At 71.2% G+C, this 23,432-nt stretch carries 23 protein-coding genes; 8 read left to right on the top strand and 15 right to left on the bottom strand.

Annotated features, from left to right (window positions below; translation table 11 throughout):
• Positions 1 to 10: 10 nt before the first annotated feature.
• Positions 11 to 1,000, bottom strand: a complete 990-nt coding sequence (locus ACFYM6_RS27075) for a carboxymuconolactone decarboxylase family protein (protein WP_387279950.1) — start codon at positions 998 to 1,000, stop codon at positions 11 to 13.
• A gap of 143 nt (positions 1,001 to 1,143) precedes the next feature.
• Between ACFYM6_RS27075 and ACFYM6_RS27070 the strand changes: the two genes are divergently transcribed.
• The 3 genes from ACFYM6_RS27070 (at position 1,144) to ACFYM6_RS27060 (ending at position 4,154) form a co-directional block, all read left to right on the top strand.
• Entirely contained in the window at positions 1,144 to 2,274 is a 1,131-nt protein-coding gene (locus ACFYM6_RS27070) for a sensor histidine kinase (RefSeq protein ID WP_387279948.1), read from the top strand.
• Between the two features lie 76 nt (positions 2,275 to 2,350).
• Positions 2,351 to 3,013 (top strand): response regulator, encoded by a 663-nt coding sequence (locus ACFYM6_RS27065; protein WP_387279946.1) that lies wholly within the window; start codon positions 2,351 to 2,353, stop codon positions 3,011 to 3,013.
• A gap of 88 nt (positions 3,014 to 3,101) precedes the next feature.
• Positions 3,102 to 4,154, top strand: a complete 1,053-nt coding sequence (locus tag ACFYM6_RS27060) for an FAD-dependent oxidoreductase (RefSeq protein WP_387279944.1) — start codon at positions 3,102 to 3,104, stop codon at positions 4,152 to 4,154.
• Positions 4,155 to 4,201: 47 nt separating this feature from the next.
• Here the strand turns inward: ACFYM6_RS27060 and ACFYM6_RS27055 are convergent, their stop codons facing one another.
• The 6 genes from ACFYM6_RS27055 to tuf all read right to left on the bottom strand — a co-directional run bounded on the left by ACFYM6_RS27055 (position 4,202) and on the right by tuf (position 12,178).
• Positions 4,202 to 4,411, bottom strand: a complete 210-nt coding sequence (locus ACFYM6_RS27055; RefSeq protein ID WP_387279942.1) for a hypothetical protein — start codon at positions 4,409 to 4,411, stop codon at positions 4,202 to 4,204.
• 61 nt (positions 4,412 to 4,472) lie between these two features.
• Positions 4,473 to 5,246: a DUF2306 domain-containing protein gene (locus tag ACFYM6_RS27050; RefSeq protein ID WP_387279940.1), complete on the bottom strand. Its 774-nt coding sequence runs from the start codon at positions 5,244 to 5,246 to the stop codon at positions 4,473 to 4,475.
• 318 nt (positions 5,247 to 5,564) lie between these two features.
• Entirely contained in the window at positions 5,565 to 8,237 is a 2,673-nt protein-coding gene (locus ACFYM6_RS27045) for a bifunctional YncE family protein/alkaline phosphatase family protein (RefSeq protein WP_387279938.1), read from the bottom strand.
• A gap of 88 nt (positions 8,238 to 8,325) precedes the next feature.
• Positions 8,326 to 9,681: an ABC transporter permease gene (locus tag ACFYM6_RS27040; protein ID WP_387279936.1), complete on the bottom strand. Its 1,356-nt coding sequence runs from the start codon at positions 9,679 to 9,681 to the stop codon at positions 8,326 to 8,328.
• Positions 9,678 to 10,985, bottom strand: coding sequence for an ABC transporter ATP-binding protein (locus ACFYM6_RS27035; RefSeq protein ID WP_387279934.1), 1,308 nt, complete (start codon positions 10,983 to 10,985; stop codon positions 9,678 to 9,680). The genes ACFYM6_RS27040 and ACFYM6_RS27035 overlap by 4 nt, the downstream gene beginning before the upstream one ends.
• 5 nt (positions 10,986 to 10,990) lie before the next feature.
• Positions 10,991 to 12,178, bottom strand: a complete 1,188-nt coding sequence (gene tuf, locus ACFYM6_RS27030) for an elongation factor Tu (protein WP_387279932.1) — start codon at positions 12,176 to 12,178, stop codon at positions 10,991 to 10,993.
• A 491-nt stretch (positions 12,179 to 12,669) separates the two neighbouring features.
• Between tuf and ACFYM6_RS27025 the strand changes: the two genes are divergently transcribed.
• The 3 genes from ACFYM6_RS27025 (at position 12,670) to ACFYM6_RS27015 (ending at position 14,421) form a co-directional block, all read left to right on the top strand.
• Positions 12,670 to 12,918 (top strand): nuclear transport factor 2 family protein, encoded by a 249-nt coding sequence (locus tag ACFYM6_RS27025; RefSeq protein ID WP_387279930.1) that lies wholly within the window; start codon positions 12,670 to 12,672, stop codon positions 12,916 to 12,918.
• Positions 12,919 to 13,090: 172 nt separating this feature from the next.
• Positions 13,091 to 13,855 carry an MBL fold metallo-hydrolase gene (locus ACFYM6_RS27020; RefSeq protein WP_387279928.1) on the top strand — a complete coding sequence of 255 codons (765 nt, stop codon included), beginning with the start codon at positions 13,091 to 13,093 and terminating at the stop codon, positions 13,853 to 13,855.
• Positions 13,852 to 14,421, top strand: coding sequence for a DedA family protein (locus ACFYM6_RS27015; RefSeq protein WP_387279926.1), 570 nt, complete (start codon positions 13,852 to 13,854; stop codon positions 14,419 to 14,421). The genes ACFYM6_RS27020 and ACFYM6_RS27015 overlap by 4 nt, the downstream gene beginning before the upstream one ends.
• 15 nt (positions 14,422 to 14,436) lie before the next feature.
• Here ACFYM6_RS27015 and ACFYM6_RS27010 read toward each other — a convergent pair whose 3' ends face one another.
• Together ACFYM6_RS27010 and ACFYM6_RS27005 are read right to left on the bottom strand one after the other, a co-directional pair.
• Positions 14,437 to 16,740, bottom strand: coding sequence for an alkaline phosphatase family protein (locus ACFYM6_RS27010; protein WP_387279924.1), 2,304 nt, complete (start codon positions 16,738 to 16,740; stop codon positions 14,437 to 14,439).
• Between the two features lie 200 nt (positions 16,741 to 16,940).
• A complete protein-coding gene (locus ACFYM6_RS27005) occupies positions 16,941 to 17,147 on the bottom strand; it encodes a DUF5317 family protein (protein WP_387280033.1) in 207 nt (68 codons plus the stop codon).
• 249 nt (positions 17,148 to 17,396) lie between these two features.
• On the opposite strand from ACFYM6_RS27005, the gene ACFYM6_RS27000 reads away from it, so the two are divergent.
• Positions 17,397 to 17,705 (top strand): hypothetical protein, encoded by a 309-nt coding sequence (locus ACFYM6_RS27000; protein WP_387279922.1) that lies wholly within the window; start codon positions 17,397 to 17,399, stop codon positions 17,703 to 17,705.
• A gap of 28 nt (positions 17,706 to 17,733) precedes the next feature.
• On the opposite strand, the gene ACFYM6_RS26995 is transcribed toward ACFYM6_RS27000, so the two are convergent.
• Genes ACFYM6_RS26995 through ACFYM6_RS26980 form a run of 4 tightly spaced genes read right to left on the bottom strand, consistent with a single transcriptional unit; the run spans position 17,734 to position 20,101 of the window.
• On the bottom strand, positions 17,734 to 18,033 hold the full coding sequence (locus tag ACFYM6_RS26995) for a hypothetical protein (RefSeq protein WP_387279920.1): 300 nt from the start codon (positions 18,031 to 18,033) through the stop codon (positions 17,734 to 17,736).
• Positions 18,023 to 18,394: a hypothetical protein gene (locus ACFYM6_RS26990; RefSeq protein ID WP_387279918.1), complete on the bottom strand. Its 372-nt coding sequence runs from the start codon at positions 18,392 to 18,394 to the stop codon at positions 18,023 to 18,025. The genes ACFYM6_RS26995 and ACFYM6_RS26990 overlap by 11 nt, the downstream gene beginning before the upstream one ends.
• 1 nt (position 18,395) lies before the next feature.
• Positions 18,396 to 19,628, bottom strand: coding sequence for an NRAMP family divalent metal transporter (locus ACFYM6_RS26985; protein ID WP_387279916.1), 1,233 nt, complete (start codon positions 19,626 to 19,628; stop codon positions 18,396 to 18,398).
• Complete coding sequence (locus tag ACFYM6_RS26980) at positions 19,625 to 20,101, bottom strand: hypothetical protein (protein ID WP_387279914.1); 477 nt, start codon at positions 20,099 to 20,101, stop codon at positions 19,625 to 19,627. The genes ACFYM6_RS26985 and ACFYM6_RS26980 overlap by 4 nt, the downstream gene beginning before the upstream one ends.
• A 231-nt stretch (positions 20,102 to 20,332) precedes the next feature.
• Between ACFYM6_RS26980 and ACFYM6_RS26975 the strand changes: the two genes are divergently transcribed.
• Positions 20,333 to 21,199, top strand: coding sequence for a polysaccharide deacetylase family protein (locus ACFYM6_RS26975; protein ID WP_387279912.1), 867 nt, complete (start codon positions 20,333 to 20,335; stop codon positions 21,197 to 21,199).
• A gap of 28 nt (positions 21,200 to 21,227) precedes the next feature.
• On the opposite strand, the gene ACFYM6_RS26970 is transcribed toward ACFYM6_RS26975, so the two are convergent.
• Both ACFYM6_RS26970 and ACFYM6_RS26965 read right to left on the bottom strand, forming a co-directional pair.
• Positions 21,228 to 22,829, bottom strand: a complete 1,602-nt coding sequence (locus tag ACFYM6_RS26970) for a zinc ribbon domain-containing protein (protein WP_387279910.1) — start codon at positions 22,827 to 22,829, stop codon at positions 21,228 to 21,230.
• Positions 22,814 to 23,200: a hypothetical protein gene (locus tag ACFYM6_RS26965; RefSeq protein WP_387279908.1), complete on the bottom strand. Its 387-nt coding sequence runs from the start codon at positions 23,198 to 23,200 to the stop codon at positions 22,814 to 22,816. The genes ACFYM6_RS26970 and ACFYM6_RS26965 overlap by 16 nt, the downstream gene beginning before the upstream one ends.
• Positions 23,201 to 23,432: the final 232 nt, after the last annotated feature.

The raw sequence follows: 23,432 nt of genomic DNA, 5'->3' as shown, positions 1-23,432 counted from the left end.
GGGTGGCCTCCTAGAGCTGAGCCGGGGACAGTGCCCGGGCGACGTGGTCGGTGGCCGTGATCGCGCCGTAGGCGACCAGCCGTACGAGGTCGGCGTCGTCCGGATGGGACAGCCGCCAGAGGGCGACATCGCCCGAGCGGATCGCGCTGGGCGCGAACGCCGCCAGCAGGGCGATCCGCGTCCCGACGCGGTCCGTGCCGGGCACGTCCCGGACCAGATCGGTGGCCCACTCCGCGGGCCGGGCCGGGTGCCGGCCGTCCTCCCAGCTCACCGTGGCGGTGACGGTCCGGCGCGCCACGCCGCCCAGCAGGTCTCCGCCCTGCATGGCGGCGTTCCGCAACGACACGTACGCGACGCCGGCCGGGCTGTCCCCTGCCCACGCCGGTGGCGATGTCGGGCCGGCGCCGAGGAGCGGCAGGCTACGGCCGGGCACTTTCGGCTCCCGGGCCGTCCTGGCGTAGAGCCGGCCCCCGGCTGACCGCACCACGCGGGAACGCTGCAGGCCAGCGGGCAGCAGATCCGGGTCGAGCAGCGCCGAGACGATCCGGTTGATGAAGTGGAAGGCGAGCAGGGTGCCGGTGACCTCAGGGCAGTACGGGCTGGTCCACCCACCGGCTCTGGGGCTGCGGCTGGCCTCGGCCCAGCCGACGAGCGCGGCCTGCCGCGGTTCCGGTGGCGTTCCGCCCCGGGCGATGACCTCGGCCAGTTCGTGCTCGCCCAGCGCGTGCAACAGCATCACGTGGGCGTCGACGCAGAATCGGCAGCGGTTGGCCCGGGACACCGCCGACGCGACGAGTTCGCGGTCGACCCGGGACGCGTCGCCGGCGAGCAGGGCCTCGCGCATCAGCGCCCAGGTCGCGGCCAGCACCTCCGGCACCGCCGAGAGCGCCTGGAAGGTGGGCGCCGGCCCGAGGAACTCGTCCCGCAGCTGCCGGTAGACGTCCGCGGTGAGACCGGTCGCAGCGCTAGCTGGAGCGGGGGTGAAGAAGCGGTATGTCATGGACTTGATGCTTGCGGCGGCGGGCCGGGAGCGCGTCGTGCCGCCGCAGGCACTTGCCCGGGCGCCGATACCGCGTCCGCAGTACGCCGCATCTACCGCAGGCGCGGGATGCTCCCTGGTGACGGCCGTTCTACAGTGCGGTCATGCGCCGCGATCTGCCGTACGCCCTCAGCGGCCTCGCTCTCGGCATCCTCCTGCTCGGCAACGCCGCGCTCGCGCCGGACGCCGCACCGGTGCGGGCGATCGACGTCGCCCTGGTCCTGGTCATGGCGGCGGCCCTGGCGGCGTGCCGGCGGTACCCGGTGGTGGCGTTGAGCGTGGTGACCGCCGCCATGCTGGCCCTCCACGTCCGGGTGCACCCCGGGGTGTCCGCCGCGTTTCCCGTCCTCGGCGCGGTCTACGTCGCCGCCTGGCGGGGGCACCGATCGACCACCGCCCTGGCCAGCCTCGTCTTCCTCGGCGGCTTCCTGGCCCGCGACGTCTCGGTCGCGCCCGCCGGCCGCCCCGGCCAGCTGATCGCCGAGCGGACCGCCCTGCTGCTGGGCTGGTTCGTGGCGGCCAACGTCGCCGGGCTCGTCTCGCGGCAGCGCCGGGCGTACCTGGAGCAGGTCGAGCAGCGGGCGGTCGAGGCCGAACGCACCCGCGAGGAGATGGCGCTGCGCCGCGCCGGGGAGGAGCGCCTGCGTATCGCCCGGGACCTGCACGACTCGCTGACCCACAGCATCTCTGTGATCAAGGTGCAGGCCGGGATCGCCATACATCTGGCCCGCAAGCACGGCGCGGAACCGTCGGCCGCGCTGCTGGCGATCCAGGAGGCCAGCGGCGCCGCGATGCGGGAACTGCGGGCGACGCTGGACGTCCTGCGTTCACCCTCCGACGGGGACCGGGTCGGGCTGGCCCGGGTGGGCGAGCTCGCCGAGCGGACCCGGGCGGCCGGCGTCCCGGTGCAGATGACCGTCACCGGTCACCCCCGGGACCTGCCCGCCGAGGTCGACCAGGCCGGCTATCGCGTCGTCCAGGAGGCCCTGACCAACGTCGCCCGCCACGCCGGCACCGCCACCGCGCAGATCCACGTCGAGTACGCACCGGCACAGCTGACCGTCTCCGTGACCGACGACGGCCAGGCCTCGCCGGTCCGGCCGGTGACACCCGGTGTGGGCCTGCGCGGCATGCGGGAACGGGTCACCGGACTGGGCGGCACGCTGCACACCGCCGCCCGCGACGGCGGCGGGTTCGGGGTGCAGGCCACGTTCCCGCTGGACGGTCCAGCATGAGCGAGCGCTTGCGCGAGGTTCAAGCAGCTCAGTCCGCCACGGATCGTGGCGGCTCCGACCGCGGGGAGGAGCCGGCATGATCCGGGTGCTGCTCGCCGACGACCAGGCGCTGATGCGGGCCGGATTTCGGGCGTTGCTCGACGCCGAGGACGACCTGGCGGTCGTCGGCGAGGCCGCCGACGGCGCTTCGGCCGTCGAGCTGTCGCGACGCCTGCGGCCGGATGTCGTGCTGATGGACGTGCAGATGCCGGGACTCGACGGCATCGAAGCCACCCGGCGCATCGCCGTCGATCCCGACCTCGCCGCGGTCCGCGTCCTCATCCTCACCAACTACGGGCTCGACTCCCACGTCTTCGCCGCACTCCGCGCGGGCGCCAGCGGATTCCTCCTCAAGGACGCCGACCCCGCCGACCTGCTGCAGGCCGTCGCCGTCGTGGCGCGCGGCGACGCGCTGCTCGCCCCGGCGATCACGCGTACGCTCATCAGCGAGTTCGTCGCCGGCCCACCGCCGGCCGACCCGGCGGCCGGACGCGACGTGCTGACCGCCCGCGAGCAGGAGATCGTCGAGCTCGTCGCCCGGGGGCTGAGCAACGACGAGATCGCCGAGCGCATGGTGATCAGCCCGTTGACCGCCAAGACACACGTCAACCGGGCGATGACGAAGCTGCACTGCCGCGACCGTGCCCAGCTGGTCGTGTGGGCGTACGAGTCGGGTCTGATCACGCCGCGTCGCCGGTGACACCACCTCGTCGTGCCCGGCGATCGCGGCGGTGTGACATCCATCGCCCACGGGAAGGGCCGGGTGAGCCTCGGGCGTTGTCCGGCACATGCCGGAGACGGATGTGGTGGTTGTCGGGGCCGGACAGGCGGGGCTGTCCAGTGCGTACCACCTGCGCTTCGCCGGTCTTGACTTCGCCGTCCTGGACGGCAACCCGGCACCGGGCGGGGCCTGGCAGCACCGGTGGCCGACGCTGCGCATGGCGACCGTGCACGGGATCTTCGACCTGCCCGGCATGCGCTTCACGCCTCCGCCGCCGGACGAACCAGCCGCCGACGCGGTGCCGGCCTACTTCGCCGCCTTTGAGCGGGAATACGGCATCGACGTGCAGCGGCCGGTCGCCGTCACGGCCGTCCGGAACGCCCGCGACGGACGACTCCTCGTCGAATCGGACAACGGCAACTGGATCACCCGGGCACTGATCAACGCCACCGGAACCTGGACCCGGCCGTTCGTGCCGTACTACCCGGGACAGGAAACGTTCCGCGGGCGGCAGCTGCACACTGCCCACTACCGGGGGCCGGCGGAATTCGCCGGGAAGCGGGTGGTGGTCGTCGGGGGCGGAGCGTCGGCCGTGCAGCTCCTGGTCGAGATCGCCGACGTCGCGGCGACGACGACCTGGGTCACCCGCCGGCCACCGGTGTTCCGGGACGGGCCGTTCACGCCGGACTACGGACGCGAGGTGGTCGCCAAGGTGGAGGCACGGGTACGGGCCGGCCTGCCCCCGGGAAGCATCGCCAGCGCGACCGAGCTGTCGTGGACACCGCAGCTGCGCGAAGCCCGGCAACGCGGTCTCCTCCGCCGTCGGCCGATGTTCGACCGGATCGTCCCCGACGGCGTCCAGTGGCGCGACGGCGCGGCGCAGGACGTGGACGTCATCCTCTGGTGCACCGGCTTCCGGCCGGCGCTCGACCACCTGGCCCCGCTGCGGCTGCGGGGGCCCCGCGGCGGCATCGTCGTGGACGGCACCCGGGTGGTCGCCGACCCTCGGATCCACCTGGTCGGCTACGGGCCGTCCGCGAGCACGGTCGGGGCGAACCGCGCCGGGCGGGCAGCGGTCCGCGAGCTGCGCGCGCTGCTGGCGGCGTCCGCCCCGGCCTGACCGCACGGCGACGGCGGATCCATCAAGGACCCCTGTGCTGGCACGCCTCAGAGCCAGGGTGGTGGGCCCTCGAAGGTGAGGGCGTGCACGTCGAACAGGACCGCCGCCTCCACGCCCAGCGCCGGCCCGCCCTGGCGGGCCGCCCAGGTGAGGAACGGCCCGGGTTCGGGGCCGGCCACGCCCAAGCCCCTGGTGTACTCAGCGTGCGCAGCCAGCGAGGCGATACCCCGCTGCAACGGCTCAGCGGTGACGTCCACGCCGTGCGTGGGGCGCTCGGCGCCAGCGAAGCAGACGTAGCGAGTAGCGATGGCGTGTTCGTCAGGCCGCGTCCTGGCGGTGGCCGGCGGCTCGGCCGGTGCGGCGGGCCCGGCGGCGGGCGTCGCCGCGTTCCAGCCACCACTCGGCGACGAGCAGGTTGACCACCCAGCTCATCCAGACACTGGCGCCGGCCGCGGCCCGGATCATCGCGTCCTGGTCGCCGTCGTACGTCGTGTCGACGTGGGGCAGCAGCAGGACGATGAAGAGCACCACCCACGCCCGGTTGACCACGATCGACGTGGTCAGCGCGAAGCTGCGGATCATCCACCGACGGTGCTCGACGAACCGGCGTTGCCGCGCCATCCGATAGCCGGCGACCGAGGTGGCGAGCCAGAGCACTGCCAGCATGGTGTTGCCGACCTGTGAGACGAAGCCGGTGGTGCTGAACGGTGCGACGCCCAGGATCGCGATCCCCGCCGGGAAGACCCCACCGAAGAAGTACGCCCGGCCCATCCAGCGGTGCGCGGCCGGGTAGCGGCGGCGGAACCATGGCCAGACCTGGAAGCAGCCGGCGAGCAGGGCCACGGAGCCGAACACGATGTGCGCCACCAGCAGCGGGTAGTACTGCGGGTAGTCCTCCGGGACCGGCAGCCGGGACCGGCTCGGGTCCAGCGTCAGGTACGGCGGCAGCGCGTACGCGACAAACGCGACCGCGACCAGCAGCAGCGGTACCGCCCAGCGCAGTTGCCGCTGCGTGCGGCTGCGACCGGCCGGTTGCCCGGCCGGCGTGCCGGTTACGGGCGGGGTTGATGAGGTGTCGACGGTCGTTGGCATGTTCGCTTCCCCTGCCTTCTCGCATCGGCGGGTCTTGACCCAGGGCGTCCGGCGCTCACCCACCGCGCCCGGTCGGCCGGGACCTACGACCCGCCACCGCCGGCCGTGCCGTCCGTGATGTGGCGAACCGGATGCAACAGACTCTGCGCCGTCCCGGCCGCCGGATCAGCGGTGCTGGCTCCCGCATCGCTGGTGGTGCTGGCACCACCCCGGGGCGCGCTCGAAAGCTCCGAGCTCTGGTCTACAGGGACAGAATGGGCCCCTGGCCTGCGGCTTGGTGACGCCGGCCAGGGGCCTCTTGACGCGATCAGCCTTACCTCAGCCGTCGGACTCCGACGACGGGATGTAGGCGCCCGGCACGTCCTCCGGCGCGAAAATCCTGTCCTCGCCGGGGTAGGGCTTCTTCCAGTCGTGCGCCTGGTACCACGTGAAGTGGTTCATCTGCGCGGGGTTCGCGAAGTCGGGCTTGGCGTCGGGCCCGGTCAGCCGCTGGTGCGACTTCCACTCGTCCCACTGCGCCGCCACCTGCTGCTTGTCCGCCGGCACGGTCGCCGACGGCGCGGCCGCGGCGAGGGGGTTCTGCTGGACCGGGGTGTCCACGCCGCAGGCAGGCGGGGTCGCCAGACCCGCGGTCAGCGAGGTCCGGTTGGGCACCGCGGTGAACGGCGTGAAGTCCTCGTTCTGGGTGAACGCCCCCCGCATCGGGCTGGCCGCGCTGTCCTTCTGGTTCATCGGGTGGATCCCGAGGATCTGCTCGATGGTCCGGATCATCGTGATCTGCGTGTAGTAGTGGGTGTCGACGACGCCGTGCCGGGCCCAGGGGCTGATGATCTGGATCGGGGCACGGTGGCCGTCGACGTGGTCGAGGCCGGCCTGCGAGTCGTCCTCGACCACGAAGATCGCCGACTCCTTCCAGTACGGGCTGTGCGAGATCTTGTCGACGATCTTGCCGACCGCGAGGTCGTTGTCCGCGACCTGGGCGGCCGCGTTCGGCGGGCCACCGGTGTGGTCGCTGGAGAGCCAGAACATGTTGAGGTTCGCCGGCCCGTTCTTCTCGAAGTCACGCTTCCAGATCTCGTACCGGTAGATGTCCGGGACGCCCAGGTCGTACTTCGGGAAGCCGGGCACCGACACGTTGTTGAGCGACGGGATCGGCGACGAGGAGACCATGCGGTAGGCGGTGTCCTGCCCGGTCGCGGCCATGTTCCTGGTGTCGCAGTAGAGGTTCTGCCAACTCGAGCCGGGCGGCTTGGTCAGGAACTGGTGGAACTCGCCGAAGTTCCGCACAGTCTTCCCGGCCGCCTGGGCACCGGTCCAGAGGAAGCCGGTCCGCTGGTGGCCGAGAGCGTCGTCCTCCGTGTCGTAGCTGCGGATGTACTCACCGGCCGAGGACTCGGTGTACTCCGGGTTGTCGGCCTGCATCAGCCAGTTGTGGCCCTCGGCCGAGTTCGTGCCGACGTCGTACGTGTTGTCGTACAGCCCGAACTGGCGAGCCATCGCGTGCTGGTTCGGCGTCACGTTCTCGCCGAACTGGGCCAGCGACGGGTCGCCGTTGCCCCGCGGGTCGTCACCGAAGACCTGGTCGTAGGTTCGGTTCTCCTTGACGATCAGGAAGACGTGCTTGATCGTTGACGGGTCGCCGAGGCGCAACGGGACCGGCACCGGCTTCTTGCCCTTGCCCTCGGTCAGCGTGACCGAGCCGCCGTGCCAACCGTTCTGGCTGAACACCTTGCCGGTCTCGGACTTGATGACATCGTCGCCGGGCAGCGTGAACCGCGTCAGGCTCGACGTCGTGTCGTGGGTGCCGTGCCCGGCGTTGTTGGTGGGGCGGCGGGCGTCGATACCACGGGTGTTGGAGACCAGCACGTCCTTGCCGAAGGTGATGATCTCTGCGGGGAAGTAGTCCGTCGGGAGCAGGCCGACGTAGCTGACCGGTTCCAGCGGGGTCGTGTACCGGTAGACGGCGACCGCGTTGGCGCGGCCGAGCGTCACCAGCAGGTGACCGTCATCCGTGAGCGTCACCGCGTTGGGCTCATAGCCCACGGTCGCCTCCGGCCACGGCTGGGTGGCGATGGTCTGGACGACCTGGTTGCTCGCGGTGTCGATGACCGACACGTCGTTGGTGGCGGTGTTGGTGACGAACAGCGCCCCGTTCTTGGCGTACAGGGCGGTCGGGTGCAGACCGACGTCGATGCTCGACGGGGCGGCGGTCGGGTTCGCCAGATCGATGACGCTGACCGTGCCGCTGAGGGTGGCGGCGGTGACCTGGTCGGCCAGCACCGGCGTGTTGTACGAGTTGATCGTGGGCTCGCCGGGCAACGCCTTCCGCCCGCCCTCGTTGCTGACGTAGAGCTTGCCGCCGACCTCGATCATGTCACGCGGGGCGTTGCCCACGGCCCAGCTCTGCTCGATGACCCCGGTTGCCGCGTTGATGGCGACCACGCGGTTCTGGCCGTTGACAGCGGAGTACACGGTGGAGCCGTCGGGAGAGAACACCGCCTCGCTCGCCAGCGCGCGCCGGGGCCCGTCCTGCGGGATCCGGATGAACGTCGGGTTGGCGAGGGTGCCGTCCGGGTTCACGGTGAACTTGCGGTAGCCGTCGGCCTGGCCCAGCCACAGCTGCGATCCGTCGGGGGAGTACGTGGGGCCTTCCTGGCCCACGTCGTTGCCGCTGATCCGCAGATCCGCCGCCGCGTTGTTGCCGACGAGCTGCTGCACCTTCCAGTTCTTCAGGTCCACGACGGCCAGCGCCATCCCGCCGTCGGTGACCGCGGCCGCGAGGTGGGTGCCGTCCGGGCTGACCGTGGACGACATGATCTTGCCGTTGTTGATGACGAGGCGCTCGCCGATCGGGTTGATGTACTGGTCGGCGGATACCACCAGGCCCTGGTCGGTGGTCTGGCCGACCTGGTCGGTGCCGAACCGGTGCGTCTGGGCGAAACCGATGCCGGTGCCGGCGGCGACGACGACAGCGGTGGTGCCTGCCGTCACGAGGGGGATCCGGCGGCCGATGCGTCGACCGAGAAGGCCTGAGCCGTCCTTCCCGACACGCCGGCGGCGGCGTGTTACCTGCATTGACTTATCCCTTCGTGGTGGGGAGCAGTTCGACATTGCCGTCGAACTGCCAGAGCGGGTTCGGTGCGTCCCCGGTCGGGGTCCGCACCAGGAAGTAGCCGTTCACTTCCTTCGGTCCGTCGCCGTCGGCCACGAACCGCCCGTCTGCGGTGACGTCGAGCTGGTAGATGGCCGTCCCGGCGGCCTCGACGTCGGGGAGATGCCAGGAGACGACGCAACGCCAGTCGTTGCCTGGCCCCTGTGCGGCGACCTTGCCACCGCCCTTGTTGCACGTCGCCGTCGCCTTCAGTTGCGCTTCGGTGACGTCAGGGCGATTGAGCTGCCTGGTCTGCATGCGGTAGAGGTGGGCGAATGCCGTGGCGACCGCGCGCTGCACCTTGTCCTGCTCGATCCCGGAACCGGTGGCCGGCGTCGCCGCGGCGACGACCCCTACCGTCGCGGCGAGCAGCCCGACGAGCGGCAGGACGCCGGCGGTGACCGCCCGGCGCCCCGAGCCGTCGTAGGTCGGATTGGTGAAGTCGCGCCGCAGGAAGAGCAGGTACGCCAGCGCCGTCGCGGTCACGGTCCACACCAGGCTGACCACGATGCCGATCAGCAGCGGGCCGAGCTGTGTCGGGCTGGTGAACAGACCGTTCCATGCGATGAAGGCATAGCCGGGCAGGGCAAGGCGTACGGCGACGGGGAGCGGCAGCATCTGAGCGAGCTGCATCGCGAGCGCGACGAGCGCGGGCAGCAGCAGTCCCATCGGCGAGCGCCCCAGCGTGACGGACCCGAGTAATCCGATCGCGGCGAGGGCCAGGGTCGGGGCGAGCACGCAGACCCAGGCGAGCAGCACCTTCCCGGCGGCGTCCGCCGGCGTCAGCAGGTGGCCGTCGAGGCCGACCAGCGGCTCATTGCCGACTGCCACGACGCCGCCGGCCGCGCTCGAACAGGCCAGCCCGGCCACGAGCAGCAGGATGACGGTGAGGCTGGACAGTGCCTTCGCGGCAAAGATCCGTCGAGGCGACCGGACCGCAACGAGCAGGTGGCGCCAGGTGCCGAGCCGGTCCTCGGAGGCGAACACGTCGCCGGCGACCACCGAGGTCAGCAGCGGAAGCGCCCAGGTGCCCGCGAAACCGAGCAACACCAGCGGACCGGCCCACCCGGTGGCGTGCATCCAGCGACCGAAGAGGGTGTCGACGGGCAGCGAGCTCTGCTGGCTCACCGCGGCGACGAAGAGCGCTGGCGCGATCCAGCAGGCGAGGAGCAGCAAGCGGATCCGCCATTGCGAGACCAGCTTGACCAGCTCGAAGCGGTAGCCGCGCGCCACCGAGACGCGGCGGGCCTTGGTGGCTTGGTCGGCGGTGATGGTGGCGGTCATCGGCCGGCCTCCTGCTGCTCGGTGAGGGCGAGGAACGCGGCCTCGAGCGGCGACACCACGGGTGCGAGCTCGCGCACCGCGATGCCCGCCTGCACGAGCCGTACCACCAGTTCGTCGAGCGCGGGCACCAGCGCGCGGACGACGAGCATCTCGGCGTCCGGCCGCGCCACGGCGTCGTCGTCAACGCGGATTCCGGCCGTGTCGTCGGCCAGCCGCCGGGCGGCCTCCGGATCGGAGGTGCGCAACCGGTAGCTGAGTTCACGGTTTTCGGCGGCCAGCTTGCCGAGTGGGCCGGAGAAGACGACCCGTCCCGTGGCGAGGATGGTGACCTCGGAGCACAGCGCCTCGAGGTCGTCCATGCGGTGGCTCGAAAGTACGACGCTGGTTCCGCCCCCGGCGAGCCGGGTGAGGACACCGTGTACGTGCTTCTTGCCGGCGGGGTCGAGGCCGTTGGACGGTTCGTCGAGAACGAGCAGCCGGGGCTTGGTGAGCAGCGCGGCGGCGAGCCCGAGCCGCTGACGCATGCCGAGGGAGAAGCTGCTCGCCCGGTCGTCGGCGACATCGGTGAGCCCGACCTGGTCGAGCACGTCGTCGATCACCGTCGTCCGCGTGTCGTGGCCGCGCAGAACGGCCAGGGCGGCGAGGTTCTGCCTGGCGGTGAGCGAGGGGTAGAGGCCGGGACCGTCCACGAAGCCGGCGACACCGTCGGGAGCGGCCAGCGCCCGGGCGATCGGCGTACCCAGGACCTCGAGGCGGCCGCTGTCGGCGACGGCCAGGCCCAGCAGGAGGCCGAGCAATGTGGTCTTGCCGGCGCCGTTCGGCCCGACCAGGCCGTGGATCTGCCCCTGCGCCACATCCAGATCAATGCCGTCGAGCGCCACGACATCGCCGAAACACTTGGTGATCCCTCGAGCCCGGATTGCGAGGAGTGCGTCCATGAGCCCCTTCTTTCGTAGCCCTAAGCAACCTAGGGACCGCACCCAACCCAGGCATCGACAGCTGGTTAAACGTTCATGGAACGGGAGGCGACGGGCATCCGTTGCCGCCGATGCCCGCCGCCGGCTGTCGATATTCGACGGCACATCGTCGGCGAGATCACCGAGATCGACATGCGGATCGCCGACCTGACCGCCATCCGCGGCAGCCGGGCGGCGATCGTCGACGCCTGCTGCGACAGCCTCACCAGCTGCACCTGCGCCGCCTGCCCGCGCCTGTTCCTGTCCATCGGCGTCGCCGACGGAGACGATGTACGCCGGGGCAGGCCGTACGCGGAAGGGCCCCTTGTTGGCAAGGAGCCCTTCCACGTACCTCAGTCGAGCAACTCGGTCACGGTGCCGGCGGCGACCGTACGGCCGCCCTCCCGGACGGCGAAGCCGAGCCCGACATCCATCGCGACCGGCTTGCCCAGCTCCACCGACAGGTCAACGGTGTCGCCCGGCAGGACCATCGTCACGTCGCCGAGGTCCACCGACCCGACCACGTCCGTGGTGCGGAAGTAGAACTGCGGCCGGTAGTTGGCGAGAAACGGCGTGTGGCGCCCGCCCTCGGCCGTGGTCAGCGCGTAGAGCCTGGCCCGGAACCGCTGGTGCGGCGTGACACTGCCCGGCAGCGCCACCACCTGACCCCGCTGCACCTGGTCGCGCTTGACCCCGCGCAGCAGTACGGCGGCGTTGTCCCCGGCCTCGGCGGTCGCCAACGACTTGCCGAAGGTCTCCAGCCCCGTCGCCACGGAGGACAGCGTCGGGCCGAGCCCGACCACCTCCACCGGGTCGCCGACCCGCAGGACGCCCCGCTCGACCGCGCCGGTCACCACCGTCCCCCGACCGGAGATCGTCATGACGTTCTCGATCGGCATCAGGAACGGCTCGCCGAGCTCGCGGGGCGGCACCGGGACGTACCGGTCGACAGCGTCGAGCAGTTCCACGACGGACGACACCCAGCGCGGGTCGCCCTCGAGAGCCCGCAGCGCCGAGACCCGCACGACGGGCACCTCGTCGCCGGGGAACCCGTACTCGGACACAAGCTCCCGGACCTCGAGCTCGACCAGGTCGAGCAGTTCTGGGTCCTCGACCGCGTCGGCCTTGTTCATCGCCACCACCAGGTAGGGCACACCGACCCGCCGAGCGAGCAGGACGTGCTCGCGCGTCTGCGGCATCGCCCCGTCGAGCGCGGACACGACCAGGATCGCGCCGTCGACCTGCGCCGCTCCCGTGATCATGTTCTTCACGAAGTCGGCATGGCCGGGCATGTCCACGTGGGCGTAGTGCCGGGTCGCGGTCTCGTACTCGACGTGCGCGATGTTGATGGTGATGCCGCGCGCCACCTCCTCCGGCGCCCGGTCGATGCCGTCGAAGGACACGAACCGGTTGACGGCGGGGTCGCGGTCGGCGAGGACCTTGGTGATGGCGGCCGTCAGGGTCGTCTTGCCGTGGTCGACGTGACCCATCGTGCCGATGTTGAGGTGCGGCTTCGCGCGCACGAACTGGCTCTTGGCCATGATGAACTCCACACTGGAGACGAACTGGCGGAAAACGAACGCGGGCGGGTGCCACTCCGCGGAACCGCGCCAGAACCGCACGTCACGGCGCGCCTCGAAGGGCAGCGCCGGAGCACCGGGCCACCCTCCTCCGTGGTTCTGCCGCAGCTGGAGGAGGGTCAGCCTCGGGTATCAGCCAGCTATGCGCACACGCCGGCGGCGTCCGGCAGGTGGAAACCTGCGGGCCGCACAGAGCCGACGGTGCCGAACATGGCGATCACGCTAGCCTCGAACGTCCGGTGGAGCGACCGATATTCCCTACCGATGAGTGACTTTCAGAGCATCGCGGATCGCGTCGAGATCGAGGCGCTGCGCGGGGAGTTCACCGACGCGGTGATGATGCGCGACTACGACCGCCTCGCATCGCTGTTCACCCCGGACGGCGCGCTGCGGATGCCCAACATCCCGGCCGAGCTCCTCGGGCAGGAGGAGATCCTCGCCTGGGCGAGCGGGTGCCGAATTTTGTGGACTTCCTGGTGCAGAACACGCACCCGGGCGCGATCGCACTTGACGGCGACACCGCGTCCGGCCGTGCGTACATGTCGGAGCTCGGGCGTACCCGCGACGGTCGTCAGGGGCTGAACTACGCCATCTACCACGACCGCTACCAGCGCACCGGCGACGGCTGGAAGTTCACCGAGCGCGTCTACGAGGTCCGATACGAGGACAGCACACCGCTGGCGGGCTCGCCGCCCCGCTGACCCGACGTGACGAGCCGACCACCACGTCGACCGACTCGACAACGCGTCATTGCCGGTACCCGTCCGAGACATCAGTGCGACGACGCGTTTCGGTGCGGCCGCGGCTTCCGTGCGGCTCGGCGGCCCGGCCGGATACGGTGGCAGGCGTGACCGAGGCGGTGCGGGTGTCGGTGTGGTGCAGCTGACCTGGTGCGGGCACAGCACCGTATGGATCGAGGACTCGGGAACCCGGCTGCTGACCGACCCGCTGCTGCGTGACCGGCTCGCCCATCTGCGCCGTCGACGCGGGCCCACCCCGCGACTACCGTCCGCCCCGGACGCCGTACTCGTGTCGCACCTGCACGCCGACCACCTGGACTTCGCGTCGCTGCGCCGGCTGCCCGAGCACACCGCGCTGGTGGTGCCGGCGGGCGCCGGACGGCTCGTCCGGCGGGCGCTCGGCGCGGCGGCCGCCGGCCGCTGCGCGGAACTCGCGGTCGGTGACCGGCTCACGATCGGCGGCGTCGGCGTCGCCGCCGTCCCCGCCGCCCACCACGCCGGCCGGGGTCCGTGGTCCCGGCACCGGGCAGCCGCCGTCGGTTACCTGATCGAAGGCCGCGCGCGAACCTGGTTCGCCGGGGACACCGGTCTCTTCGACGAGATGGTCGACCTAGGGCCGCTCGATCTCGCGCTGATCCCGGTCGGTGGTTGGGGACCGACGCTCGGCCCCGGCCACCTCGATCCGACGGGGGCCGCCGAGGCGGTACGGCGCGCGGCGCCGGCGTGGGCCGTACCCATCCACTTCGGCACCTTCTGGCCGGTTGGTTGCGACCGGATCCGGCCGGACCGGTTCGCTCGGCCTGGCGACGACTTCGCTCGCCAGGTGGAGATGGTCTCGCCCGCCACCCGGGTGCGCGTGCTGCGGCCGGGCGAGTCGTTCCGTGCGGACCCACCGTGACGGCCACACTCGGCGCGCTGGGCTCGCTGATCCTGGTGGTGCTGTTCGGCTCCGTGGTCCCGGTGGTGCCGACCGGCGCGGCGGTCAGCGGCGCCGCGGCACTCGCCGCCCACCAGCAGCCGGTGACCGTGGTCCTGGTCGTGATCGCCGGCGCCGTCGGCGCGTACGTCGGCGACCTCGCGACGTTCGGCATGCTCGGCTGGGGCGGCGAGCGGGTCGCCCGGTGGCTACCCGGCCTGCGCGGACGGCAGCGGGTCGGCCAGGTCTCGGCCCGCGTGCGCGAGGGCCACGTCTCGACGCTGCTGGTGTCCCGGCTCATCCCCGGTGGCCGGATCCCGGTGCTGCTGGCCGCAGCCGTGGCAGGGCTGGCCTGGCGGCGTTTCGCCGTCGCCAACGCGCCGGCCAGCCTGCTGTGGGCGGTGCTCTACGCCTCGATCGGGGTCGTCGGCCGGGCGGTCTTCCCGCAGCCGTGGCAGAGCGTCGTCGCCGCGGTCCTGCTCGTCGTGCTGGTCACCCAGGCACTGAGTTGGCTCAGCCGGCGCCGGCGACTGCCGGACGATCCGTAGGCCGCGTCGCCCGCGCTACGCGGCCGGCTCGTGGTCCCGGTCGAAGTCCGGCTCGTTGCCCGCCCCGTCCGGCGTGCCGACCTCGTCGGCCCGCCGCAGGCCGAGCTGCCGCAGCCAGCCGAGCAACTGACGGTGTACGTCGTCCGGGCCGACCAGCTCGCCCTCCTGCGGCCAGCCGGCCGGATGGATGAGCAGGGCCTCGGTCTGCCAGCCGCCGAGCCCGCCGTGGCACCCCACCAACTCCTCGAAGGCCGCGACCTCCTCCAGGCCCGGCTCCACGGCACTGATCACCACGACGTCGCCGACGTGGTCCATCGCCTGATGGCGTAGCAGGTCGTGGCGTGCCCGGGGGCCGTACGGGGCCAGGGGATCGTCGCCGTCGATCTGCCCGTCCCGCAGCCGGTGGCAGCCCCGGCTCCCGATCGCCAGCGGTCCGGCGGCGGAGTCGACCACGACCAGCCCGATGCCGGGGTGCGCGGCCAGGCCGTCGATCAGCCCCGGGACGGCGGCGTCGATCCGCTCGCGGGTCAGCCGTCCCGGATGATGGGGCAGGTAGATCATCGCCAGGTTGCCCGATGCCACCACCACGGCCTCCGGATCGGCAGCGATGGCCGACTCCTCCCGGTCGGCCGGCCCCAGGCTGACCTCGCCCCCATCCGCCCGGGACCGCAGGGCCAGCCGAGCCGCCGTGCCGGTCGTCCCGCCCCGGCCACCGACCTCGGTGAGCAGCGTGTTCACCCGGCCCCACGACTCGACGGGATCGGCGGCCTCGGCGGTCGTCGCGGGTTGGGTCGGGACGGTGGGCGCCAGCCGGCCGCCGGGCGCGACCTCCCGGACCGGGTGTGCGGCAAGGCGGGCGACCAGCTCCGTCAACGACTCGCCGTGTCGTTGGCGGAACGTGGCGCCCTGGCTCTGCCCGTGGTCGCTCAACACCACGATGTGGTAGTGCCGCGTCGCCTCAGCCGCCAGACGCTGCAGGATGCCGAGCGTCTGATCGAGCGCCTCGAGGACCGCCATCGCCTGCGGGCGAGCCGGCCCGGCGTGGTGGGCCACCTCGTCGTAGTCCAGGAAGTCGCAGAAGATGACCGGTGTCCCGCCGGCCATCTGCTCGGCGATGAGCGACACGTTCAGGTCGCTGAGCAGGCTCGCCATCGGGCGCAGCGCCAGGTACGAGCCCCGGCGCCGTCCCCGGGGCTGGATGTCGCGCAGGCGCTGCCGCCGCGCCTCGTACAGCTCGCGAAGCACCTGCCCGGCGCCGCGCACCACGGCCCGCGCGAAACCGTACGGGCTGGCCATGAACACCGCGTATCCCCGAGTGGATCGTCCGGGCAGTCCCGCGCGGCTCACCGTGAGCAGGCTGGTCGGGGCGTCGCCGGAGAAGGCGGTGCTGATGCTGACCCCGCCGTCGCGCAGCAGACCATGTCCGGTGGACAGGCGCTGCTCGATCTCGGCGGCGTCGCGCGGCCGGCTGGTCACCACCAGGCGGCCCGCGGAGCGAGCCCCGCTGTCGCTCACTGTCGCCTTCTCGTACCAGCGATAGGCCGGCACCCGCTGAGTGTCGCCGTACAACAGGCCTGCCTGGGCTGCTGGCGTCGTTGCCGGAAGCCCGGTGTGCCAGCGGGTCATCCGGTGGCTGCCTGAGCGTAGCCACCGGCCGATCGTGGGCAGGTTGCCGGCGCGGATGGCCCACCACACCAGCGGCGCGGCCACCCCGTCGAGTTGGATGATGAGCAGGCCGTCGGCTGCCTGCTGGGCGGGCGCCTCCGCCGGGGCGCCACCTCGCCGCCGTCGTTGCCGCCGGGTGGGGCGTCGCTCCCGCCTGCGCCGCACCCGGGCCATCACCCACAGCATCTCGCTGACGAACGCGTCGTCCGTTCCGGCGTCAGCGAGCCAGTTCACCACTGCCGCGAGCGCCACGGCGAGCCAGGCGGCGGCGAAGGCATCGGCGAACCCCGCCACGTCTGCCTTCGGATCCAGCCGCAGCGCGACGTACATGACGACGGCCTGTACGGACACGCCGATGGCCAGAGCGCCGAGCCCGCCGAGCGCGGTGGCCAGGGCGAACAGCAGCGGCCGTAGCACCGCGCCGATCGCGGCGATCAGCCCGACCAGCCACAGGGTCGCGACCAAGCCGCTCGTCGTCACGCCCGGCAGCAGCCACAGCGTCGTGCTGAGCACCACGAAAGAGGTGACCATGTTGCGTAGCAGCGCACGCACCCGAGCGACCGTCGGCCGGTAGTCGCGCAGCACCCCCAGCCCGACGCGCACAGGCTGGGGCGCCAGTGTCCGGTGCTCCCCGGCGGCTGGGTCCGGCTCCATTCGACTCACAATGCCACACCCCGACGGGCCAAGATCGGTCTGCCGGAGGGCCGGAGTGTCCGCAGGTTGGAGCGGACGGGCTCGGTGGCGTCATGGACCCGGCGCCAACAACAGACGCGGAGATGCGCCCGGCACCGAGAGGTGATCGTGCTTTTGCGCGAACCGGCGTCGCGCGTCGCTCTGGCGGTTGGGAACCGGCATCAATCTTGGGCCAGCGTCGCCGGCGTGACCCGGGGTCGGCTCTGGTGCATGAGGGCGGCGACGAGCAGGGCGATGCCCGTCATCAGGACGATGTCGCCGACGCTGATGACCACGTTCAGCCACGGCACGGGCAGGGTGTCGCCGAGTGCGGCGAGCCGGGTCGCCGTGGTGCCGACCGCAGCCGGCGTGAGCCTGGAGGGCCGGATGCAAAGGGCTTGCCTGTCCGGTTCGGAGGGTGGGCCGAGGCCGTTCGAAAGTCTGGGGCGGCGCTGCGGCCCGACCCAACCGGGGACGGCTGATCCGGCGTGATGTCTGGCCGTCGAGCCTTGGCGCTGCTGTCCGCCTTCATTCGTCGTCAGGATGTCGTCATGCGGGCCCGGTCAAAAGCTCTAAAGTGAGACGACGGCTCAACCGCTTCGGCCGGCGAATAGTCCTCACGGAAAGGATGAGTGGTCATGGACTCAGATTCAGACGAAGTAGAACTCAGCCCCGAGGAGCAGAAAGCGCAGTACAGACTGCTGCAAGCCCTCGAGAGGGCGAGAACGATCTCGATGGCGCTCGACCGTGTCGAGCATCTCCTGGATCCCAATAAACCGTTCACTCCAGCCATGAACACGCCTTCGGTGAGGGCGTTGTTGGAAGAGGTGAATCCTGGCAGGACGCCCGAGACGCGTCGCGAGGCCGTACTCAAACTCAAGGAGAAGCTGAATATGGCCAACAAGGAGTACGACGAGGCAATGAAAGAGGCGGACAAGTTTTCGTGAGATTGGTGCTGTCGCCGTCCCGCCTGTCTCAGGGGAAGCGGTGGAAGCGTGCGTCCTGCCAGGGCACGCGGGTCAGGTGGCGGCGCAGCACGATGCGGGCGAGGTGCTCGAGCAGCCACGGGCCGCGGGTTTCGTGGCGTTCATAGCCGAGCAGGCGCCCCCATCCCCCGGCGGTGACGATGAGAGTGGTAACCCGTTCGCGGCCGTCGCTGTCACGGGTGGTTTCAACGTCGGCGACCCGTCCGATGATCCGACCTTCCAGGTCGCGAACGGGCCGTCGCAGGAGAGCACCGGCTCGCAGTGGGGCGTCGGGCTGGTCAGCTGGCATCGTCCGCTCCCGGGATGCGGTTGACCAGGTGGTCCCGGAGCCAGGTCTCCAGGGGTGGGTCGGGTAGCAGGTCGCGACTTACCGACAGGTTGACCGAGCTGGTGACCTCGGCCACCAGGGGGTAGGGGATGCGGATGGGGCGAGGATCCCGATCTGGCGCGAGTCGGCGGGCGGTGCCGGCCATCCAGCGGCCGAGGACGCCGCCGATGCGGTCGCCGAGGGCCTGCTGGCCGATGAGTAGCGCCGCCACGTATGGCGCGCCGTTGCCGTCGAAGGCGAGTTCGACGTCGTCGACCTTGCCGACGGGTTCGCCGTCACGGTCGAGGATCTGCCGATCGAGCAGGTCGAAACCGATGAGCATGTCAGCCGCCTCCCATCCGGGTGACGATCATCAGAGGAATCGCGGCGACAGCCGCGGCGAGGACGATGACCAGGTAGAGCACGCCGAAGCCGTTGGCGAGCCGGCCGTTGACGCGTCGGCCGAGGTAACCGCGGTCGTTGGCGACGACAAGGATCGGCAGGTAGGTCAGCGGCAGCGCCACCGCGCTGAACACCAGGGTGTACTCGGTGAGCTGGATCGGGTCGATGGTGGTCATGAGCACCGCCACGCCGACGAGGATCGAGACCATCAGCACCGTGTGGAAGCGGGCCGCCACCCGGGGCCGGCGAAACTTGCCCCAGGCCCAGCCGAAGTACTGGGCGACCGTGTAGGCGCTGGACAGGCCGGTCTCCATGGCGGCGCCGAAGGTGGCGGCGAAGAAGCCGAGGATCGCCGCGGCCAGGCCCAGCTTGCCGAAGGCGATTGCGGCAGGCAACGCGACCTGTGACAGCGAGTCGACGCTCATCTGCAGCGGGTGGAACACCGCGGCGGCAGTCGCCATCAGTGCGAACGCCAGCAGGCCGCCAAGAGGGAATCCCACGAACACGTTGACCCGGGACGTCAGCAGGTCCTTGCTGCTCCACCGTTCCTCCACACCGCCCGAGGAGAAGAAGAACACCTCGTACGGAGTCATGGCGGAGGCGAAGAGCGCCACGGCGAAGAACCAGTAGGTGCCCCAGTCCTCACCGACGGGCGGTCCCGGGTGGGTGGCCTGCCGCCACAACTGCCCGCCGTCGGAGTGGAGGTGGAAGATCGCGATGACGAACACGACCAGAGCCAGCCCGGTGAGCCCGAACAGGTTCTCCAGCAGCGAGAACTTCGCCCGCCACAGCACGACCCACAGCACGACACCGACGACGGGCACCCACAGCAGGTAGTCGACGCTGGTGGCCAGCTGCAACGCCAGTCCGACACCGCCGATCTCCGCGCCGAGGGTCAGCACCGTGACGATCAGCGAGCCGGCGAGGTTGGCCAGCGCCACCCGCGGGCCGAGGCGCTCGCGGACCAGGTCGAACACCGGCCGCCCGCTGACCGCCGTCACCCGGCCGCACATCTCCGCGTACGCGCAAATCCCGACAACGCCGACGGCGAGGACCCAGGCGTGGGAGAGGCCGAACCGGGCGCCGGCCTCAGCGTTGGCGACGATGTCGCCGATGTCGACGAATCCGCCGATCGCGGTCAGCACGCCCAGGGCGATCGCCAGGACTCGCTTCACGGTTTGCCCTCCTGCGGAGGGCGCGCCTGGTAGTACTCGATCAGGTCGTTCAGCTGCCGGGAGGTCTCCTCAAGGCCGTCGACCGCGCGGCCGAGCGCCGCGTCGTCACGGGCGGTGGTGGCGTCGGAGAGGAAGCGGGCGGTGTCCTGCACCAGCGGGACCAGACGTTCCCGCAGGGCGGCGGAGGCGTCGTCGGGGGCGACAGCGGTGGCGAGCTTCTGCTGCGCGCCGGCCACCGCCTTCACGGCGTCGTCGTAGGCGGTGGTGGCGAAAGCGCCGGTGAGGTGGCCGCGCAGCCGCTGACGGCCAACCAGCACTCCGGTGGAAGCGGCGTCGTGCGCCGACTCGGCCACCTGCAGCGCGGTCCGCGCATAGCCGGCCGCGTCCGGTGGCTGCGACACCTCATACGCCAGGCCGGCCCAGAGCCCGAGCAGCGCGGTGGCCGCGATGATCAACCGATGGATCAGTTTCACCCGGAGCTTCCTACCCACCCGGGTACGGCCGCCAATCCTGCGCGGGCATGCCTGCCTGGTGCCAGCAGGACAAGCGAGGGAGCGCCAAGGTAACCCCTTTTTGCCATATTGGGGATCAAGTGCCGCACTCCCGGCCATAGGCTGCAATTCCACGGTGTGGGAGGGGGAAGTGGTGCGGCCTGAGGATCTCAGCGGGGCGGGCCCGCGTGGGGAATGCGGCGGGCTGTTCCGATGACGTGGACAGGATCGTCCAGGCGCACCACGGCAGTCCTCGCCGTGGTGGTGGCGGCCCTGCTCGTCTCGTCGTACGCGATGGGGCGGACCTTGGGGCTGGACCAGCTAGGGCACAACCCGACCAGGGCTGCCGGTGACTCGGGCGGCGTGCAGCACGCCGACCAGCCCGAGGCCGGATCGGCTGGCCCGGCGACGCGCGACCACAGCGCGAGCCCACCCGATGCCGGGCAGGACGGCGCGACGCGGAACGCCGCCGGTGACGGTCTCTTCGGTGCCCACGCCACCACCGGCACCCGCCGAATCGCGCTCACCTTCGACGACGGGCCCGACCCCCAATTCACCCCGCAGGTCCTTACCGTGCTGCGGCGGTTCGAGGTCCGAGCAACCTTCTGCCTGGTGGGGGAGAACGCGCAGAAGCACCCCGATCTGGTCCGGGCGATCGTGGCCGACGGGCACACCCTCTGCAACCACTCCTGGAATCACAACATCTCCCTTGGCAACCGATCGCCCAAGGACATCCGGGCCGACCTGCTGCGGACCAATGCGGCGATCCGGGCGGCGGTTCCCGGCGCGCCGATCATGTGGTACCGCCAGCCGGGCGGCGTATGGACCTACCCGCTGGTGTCGGTGGCCCACGAGTTGGGCATGACGTCGCTGCACTGGAGCGTGGACCCGTCGGACTGGCAGGCGCCCGGGGCTGACCGCATCGCCTCGATGGTGATGAGCAGGATCCGACCGGGCGCGGTGGTGCTGCTGCACGACGGCGGCGGGAACCGGCAGGGCACGGTGAACGCCCTGGATCGCATCCTGCCGGACCTGGCCGCCCGGTTCGAGCTGACGGCGCTGCCCACCGAGGCCAAGTGATCTGACGAGGGCTGGAAAGCGTCTCTGATTAGCTTGGCGATCCTGAGTCGGGTTCGGTTTCCGGGATCGTTTCCCATCGTGGTGGGGTCGCGTGGGCGTGGAGGTGGAATCCGGCGCCCAGTGCGGCTCCTCGTGGCCGGTGACCGGCGGTGGGTGTGCTGATCGTGGTCACGTCCTGGTGTCGGTGGGCTGCGCGGGGCAGCCTGCGGTCCGTTGGTGCGTGTCCCTCCGGACGCTTGCCCGCCTGGCCGTGGGGCCGGGTGGGGGAGGGTGCCCTGCGTCGCCTGGGCGCGGGGCGTGGTGGCTCGTGCCGGGTGGGGCCGGTCTTGGACCGGTCCGTCCGGCTGGCATTAGAGGTGCTTGGGGTGACGACGGCGTTGGCTTCGAGCTCGTCGACGACCGTGCGGATCATCATGGCGCCGGTGGTCTTGTCGGTGACGGTTTTGGCTTGGTGGGTGAGGCCGCGGGCGGCGATACGCCGCCAGGCGCCGTGGTCGCGGTCGCCCTGCCAACGGCAGGACTGGTTGGGGCAGATGGCCCACTTCCAGCCTGGGGTGGTGGGGCGGTCGGGGGCTTTGCAGTGCCGTAGCGGGGTCAGGCACCGCGGGCAGTGCTTGGACGTGTTGCGGGCGGCAACAGTGACCACGGCGACACCGGCTTCGGCGGCGAGGTGCCGCATCCGGTCGACGATCTTCCCGCGTACCTGCTGGGACAGGCGCGTGTTCAGGCTGTGCCCCATGCCCCGCGCTTCCATCGACCGCAGGTCTTCCAGATAGATCACCGTCGCCCGGGCGGCGATCGCCTGGTCGACGGTCCAGCGGGCGGCGGCCCACGCGAGCGCGTCGTTCAAGTTTTGGCGGCGGGCGGACACGTGGCGGATCTCGTCCCGGATTACCGCATGCTTGCCGACAAGGTGATGCCGCTCGTCGACGCCGATGAGCCGCTGGTAGTGGTCGGCCTTGGCCTGCAGCCGCTCTGACAGGCGCCGGAGCCGGTGCTGCTTGGCGAGGATGCCGGCGGCGCGGAACTGTCCACCCGCCCCCAACGCCGTGATCCGTCCGCTGTCGTGCAGTCGTAGGGCTCCGGCGCTGAGGAGGGTGTTGAGGCCCCAATCCACACCGACCGCCACCGTGTGGCCGGTGCGGGCGGCTTTCGGCACCGGGTGCGTGTATGCCAGGTCGGCACGCAACGTCCCGTCGGTGAGGCGGAGGGTGGGCAGGTGCAGCACCGCCGCGGCGGGAACCGTGGACGGCAGCCTGATCGGACAGGCCACCCACGTCCAGTCCCGATACCCTCGCGGATCCGGTCGTAAGGGCAGCTGCAAGCGCAGCAGCGCCCTGCCCGCGTCGGTGTCGCTGCGCTCGATCGTGGCCTGCTGCCGGTCACACGCGGCCAGCAGCAACATCCGCCCGATTCTCGGGACGCCTTCGAGTTCGAACACGTCCACCGGCAGCCGGCCGTTGACCTTGGCGAACGTGACAACCTGCCGGGTCCGGCCCTTGATAAGGCTGGATGGCAGATGCTCCCCGCCAGGAATCGAGGCACGCACCTGATCCCACTCGGCGGGGGTGCGCTTGCGCGGATCGGCTGGCCACGTCGACAGGACCCCGGCGGTCACATCGGCCGCCACTTCACCGAGCGCAGCGCACGCCCTGCCTGCTCCTGCGCCATCCGCACGATCCGGTCATTGACCCTCACACCCCGAGGCGGGGTGGCGGTCCAGCCGAGGCGTCGCAGCGCCATCCATGCGTTCGACGGCAACCTGCGCCCACCCGCATCCACCCCGCCGGCCAACACCTCCACATCCACGCTGTTCCAATGCGCGCCGATCAGCGCGGCCGCCATGCCCGCCACCAGATCGGCACACCAACCGATACGTTGCGCCAGCACCGTCTGAGACAGGACCTCGCCGGTCTCCTCGTCCACACCGGTGCGCAGCAAGGCGCGGGCGCACGCGGTCCGGGAGGCCTCGCCCTCGGCCAGCCGCAGTTTCCCGCTCACCGACTCAACGCCTCAACACCGATCCAGAAAAACCGGCCCTCACGACCGACCCACGCCACCGGCACCCACCCCGAGCCAGCCCAGACGTGATGCGTCACGGATGAACACCGACACGCTCCGCAGCATTGGAGAGCCGAAAACGTTCCACACAGACCAATCTATGATCAATGATGATTCATAATCAAACTGGTTAGCCTGCCTGAACTTGAGCCGGCGCCTGGTACGCGGACGG

The sequence above is a fragment of the Micromonospora sp. NPDC006431 genome (assembly GCF_042870725.1).
GTDB lineage: Bacteria > Actinomycetota > Actinomycetes > Mycobacteriales > Micromonosporaceae > Micromonospora.
Note: the sequence above shows the minus strand (reverse complement) of the source record. Positions and strands in the feature narration are given on the sequence as shown.

Coding starts and splice junctions, on each gene's coding strand:
- ACFYM6_RS27075 (WP_387279950.1), bottom strand. CDS start 1,000: ATGACATACCGCTTCTTCACCCCCGCTCCAGCTAGCGCTGCGACCGGT.
- ACFYM6_RS27070 (WP_387279948.1), top strand. CDS start 1,144: ATGCGCCGCGATCTGCCGTACGCCCTCAGCGGCCTCGCTCTCGGCATC.
- ACFYM6_RS27065 (WP_387279946.1), top strand. CDS start 2,351: ATGATCCGGGTGCTGCTCGCCGACGACCAGGCGCTGATGCGGGCCGGA.
- ACFYM6_RS27060 (WP_387279944.1), top strand. CDS start 3,102: ATGCCGGAGACGGATGTGGTGGTTGTCGGGGCCGGACAGGCGGGGCTG.
- ACFYM6_RS27050 (WP_387279940.1), bottom strand. CDS start 5,246: ATGCCAACGACCGTCGACACCTCATCAACCCCGCCCGTAACCGGCACG.
- ACFYM6_RS27040 (WP_387279936.1), bottom strand. CDS start 9,681: ATGACCGCCACCATCACCGCCGACCAAGCCACCAAGGCCCGCCGCGTC.
- tuf (WP_387279932.1), bottom strand. CDS start 12,178: ATGGCCAAGAGCCAGTTCGTGCGCGCGAAGCCGCACCTCAACATCGGC.
- ACFYM6_RS27010 (WP_387279924.1), bottom strand. CDS start 16,740: ATGGAGCCGGACCCAGCCGCCGGGGAGCACCGGACACTGGCGCCCCAG.
- ACFYM6_RS27000 (WP_387279922.1), top strand. CDS start 17,397: ATGGACTCAGATTCAGACGAAGTAGAACTCAGCCCCGAGGAGCAGAAA.
- ACFYM6_RS26995 (WP_387279920.1), bottom strand. CDS start 18,033: ATGCCAGCTGACCAGCCCGACGCCCCACTGCGAGCCGGTGCTCTCCTG.
- ACFYM6_RS26990 (WP_387279918.1), bottom strand. CDS start 18,394: ATGCTCATCGGTTTCGACCTGCTCGATCGGCAGATCCTCGACCGTGAC.
- ACFYM6_RS26975 (WP_387279912.1), top strand. CDS start 20,333: ATGACGTGGACAGGATCGTCCAGGCGCACCACGGCAGTCCTCGCCGTG.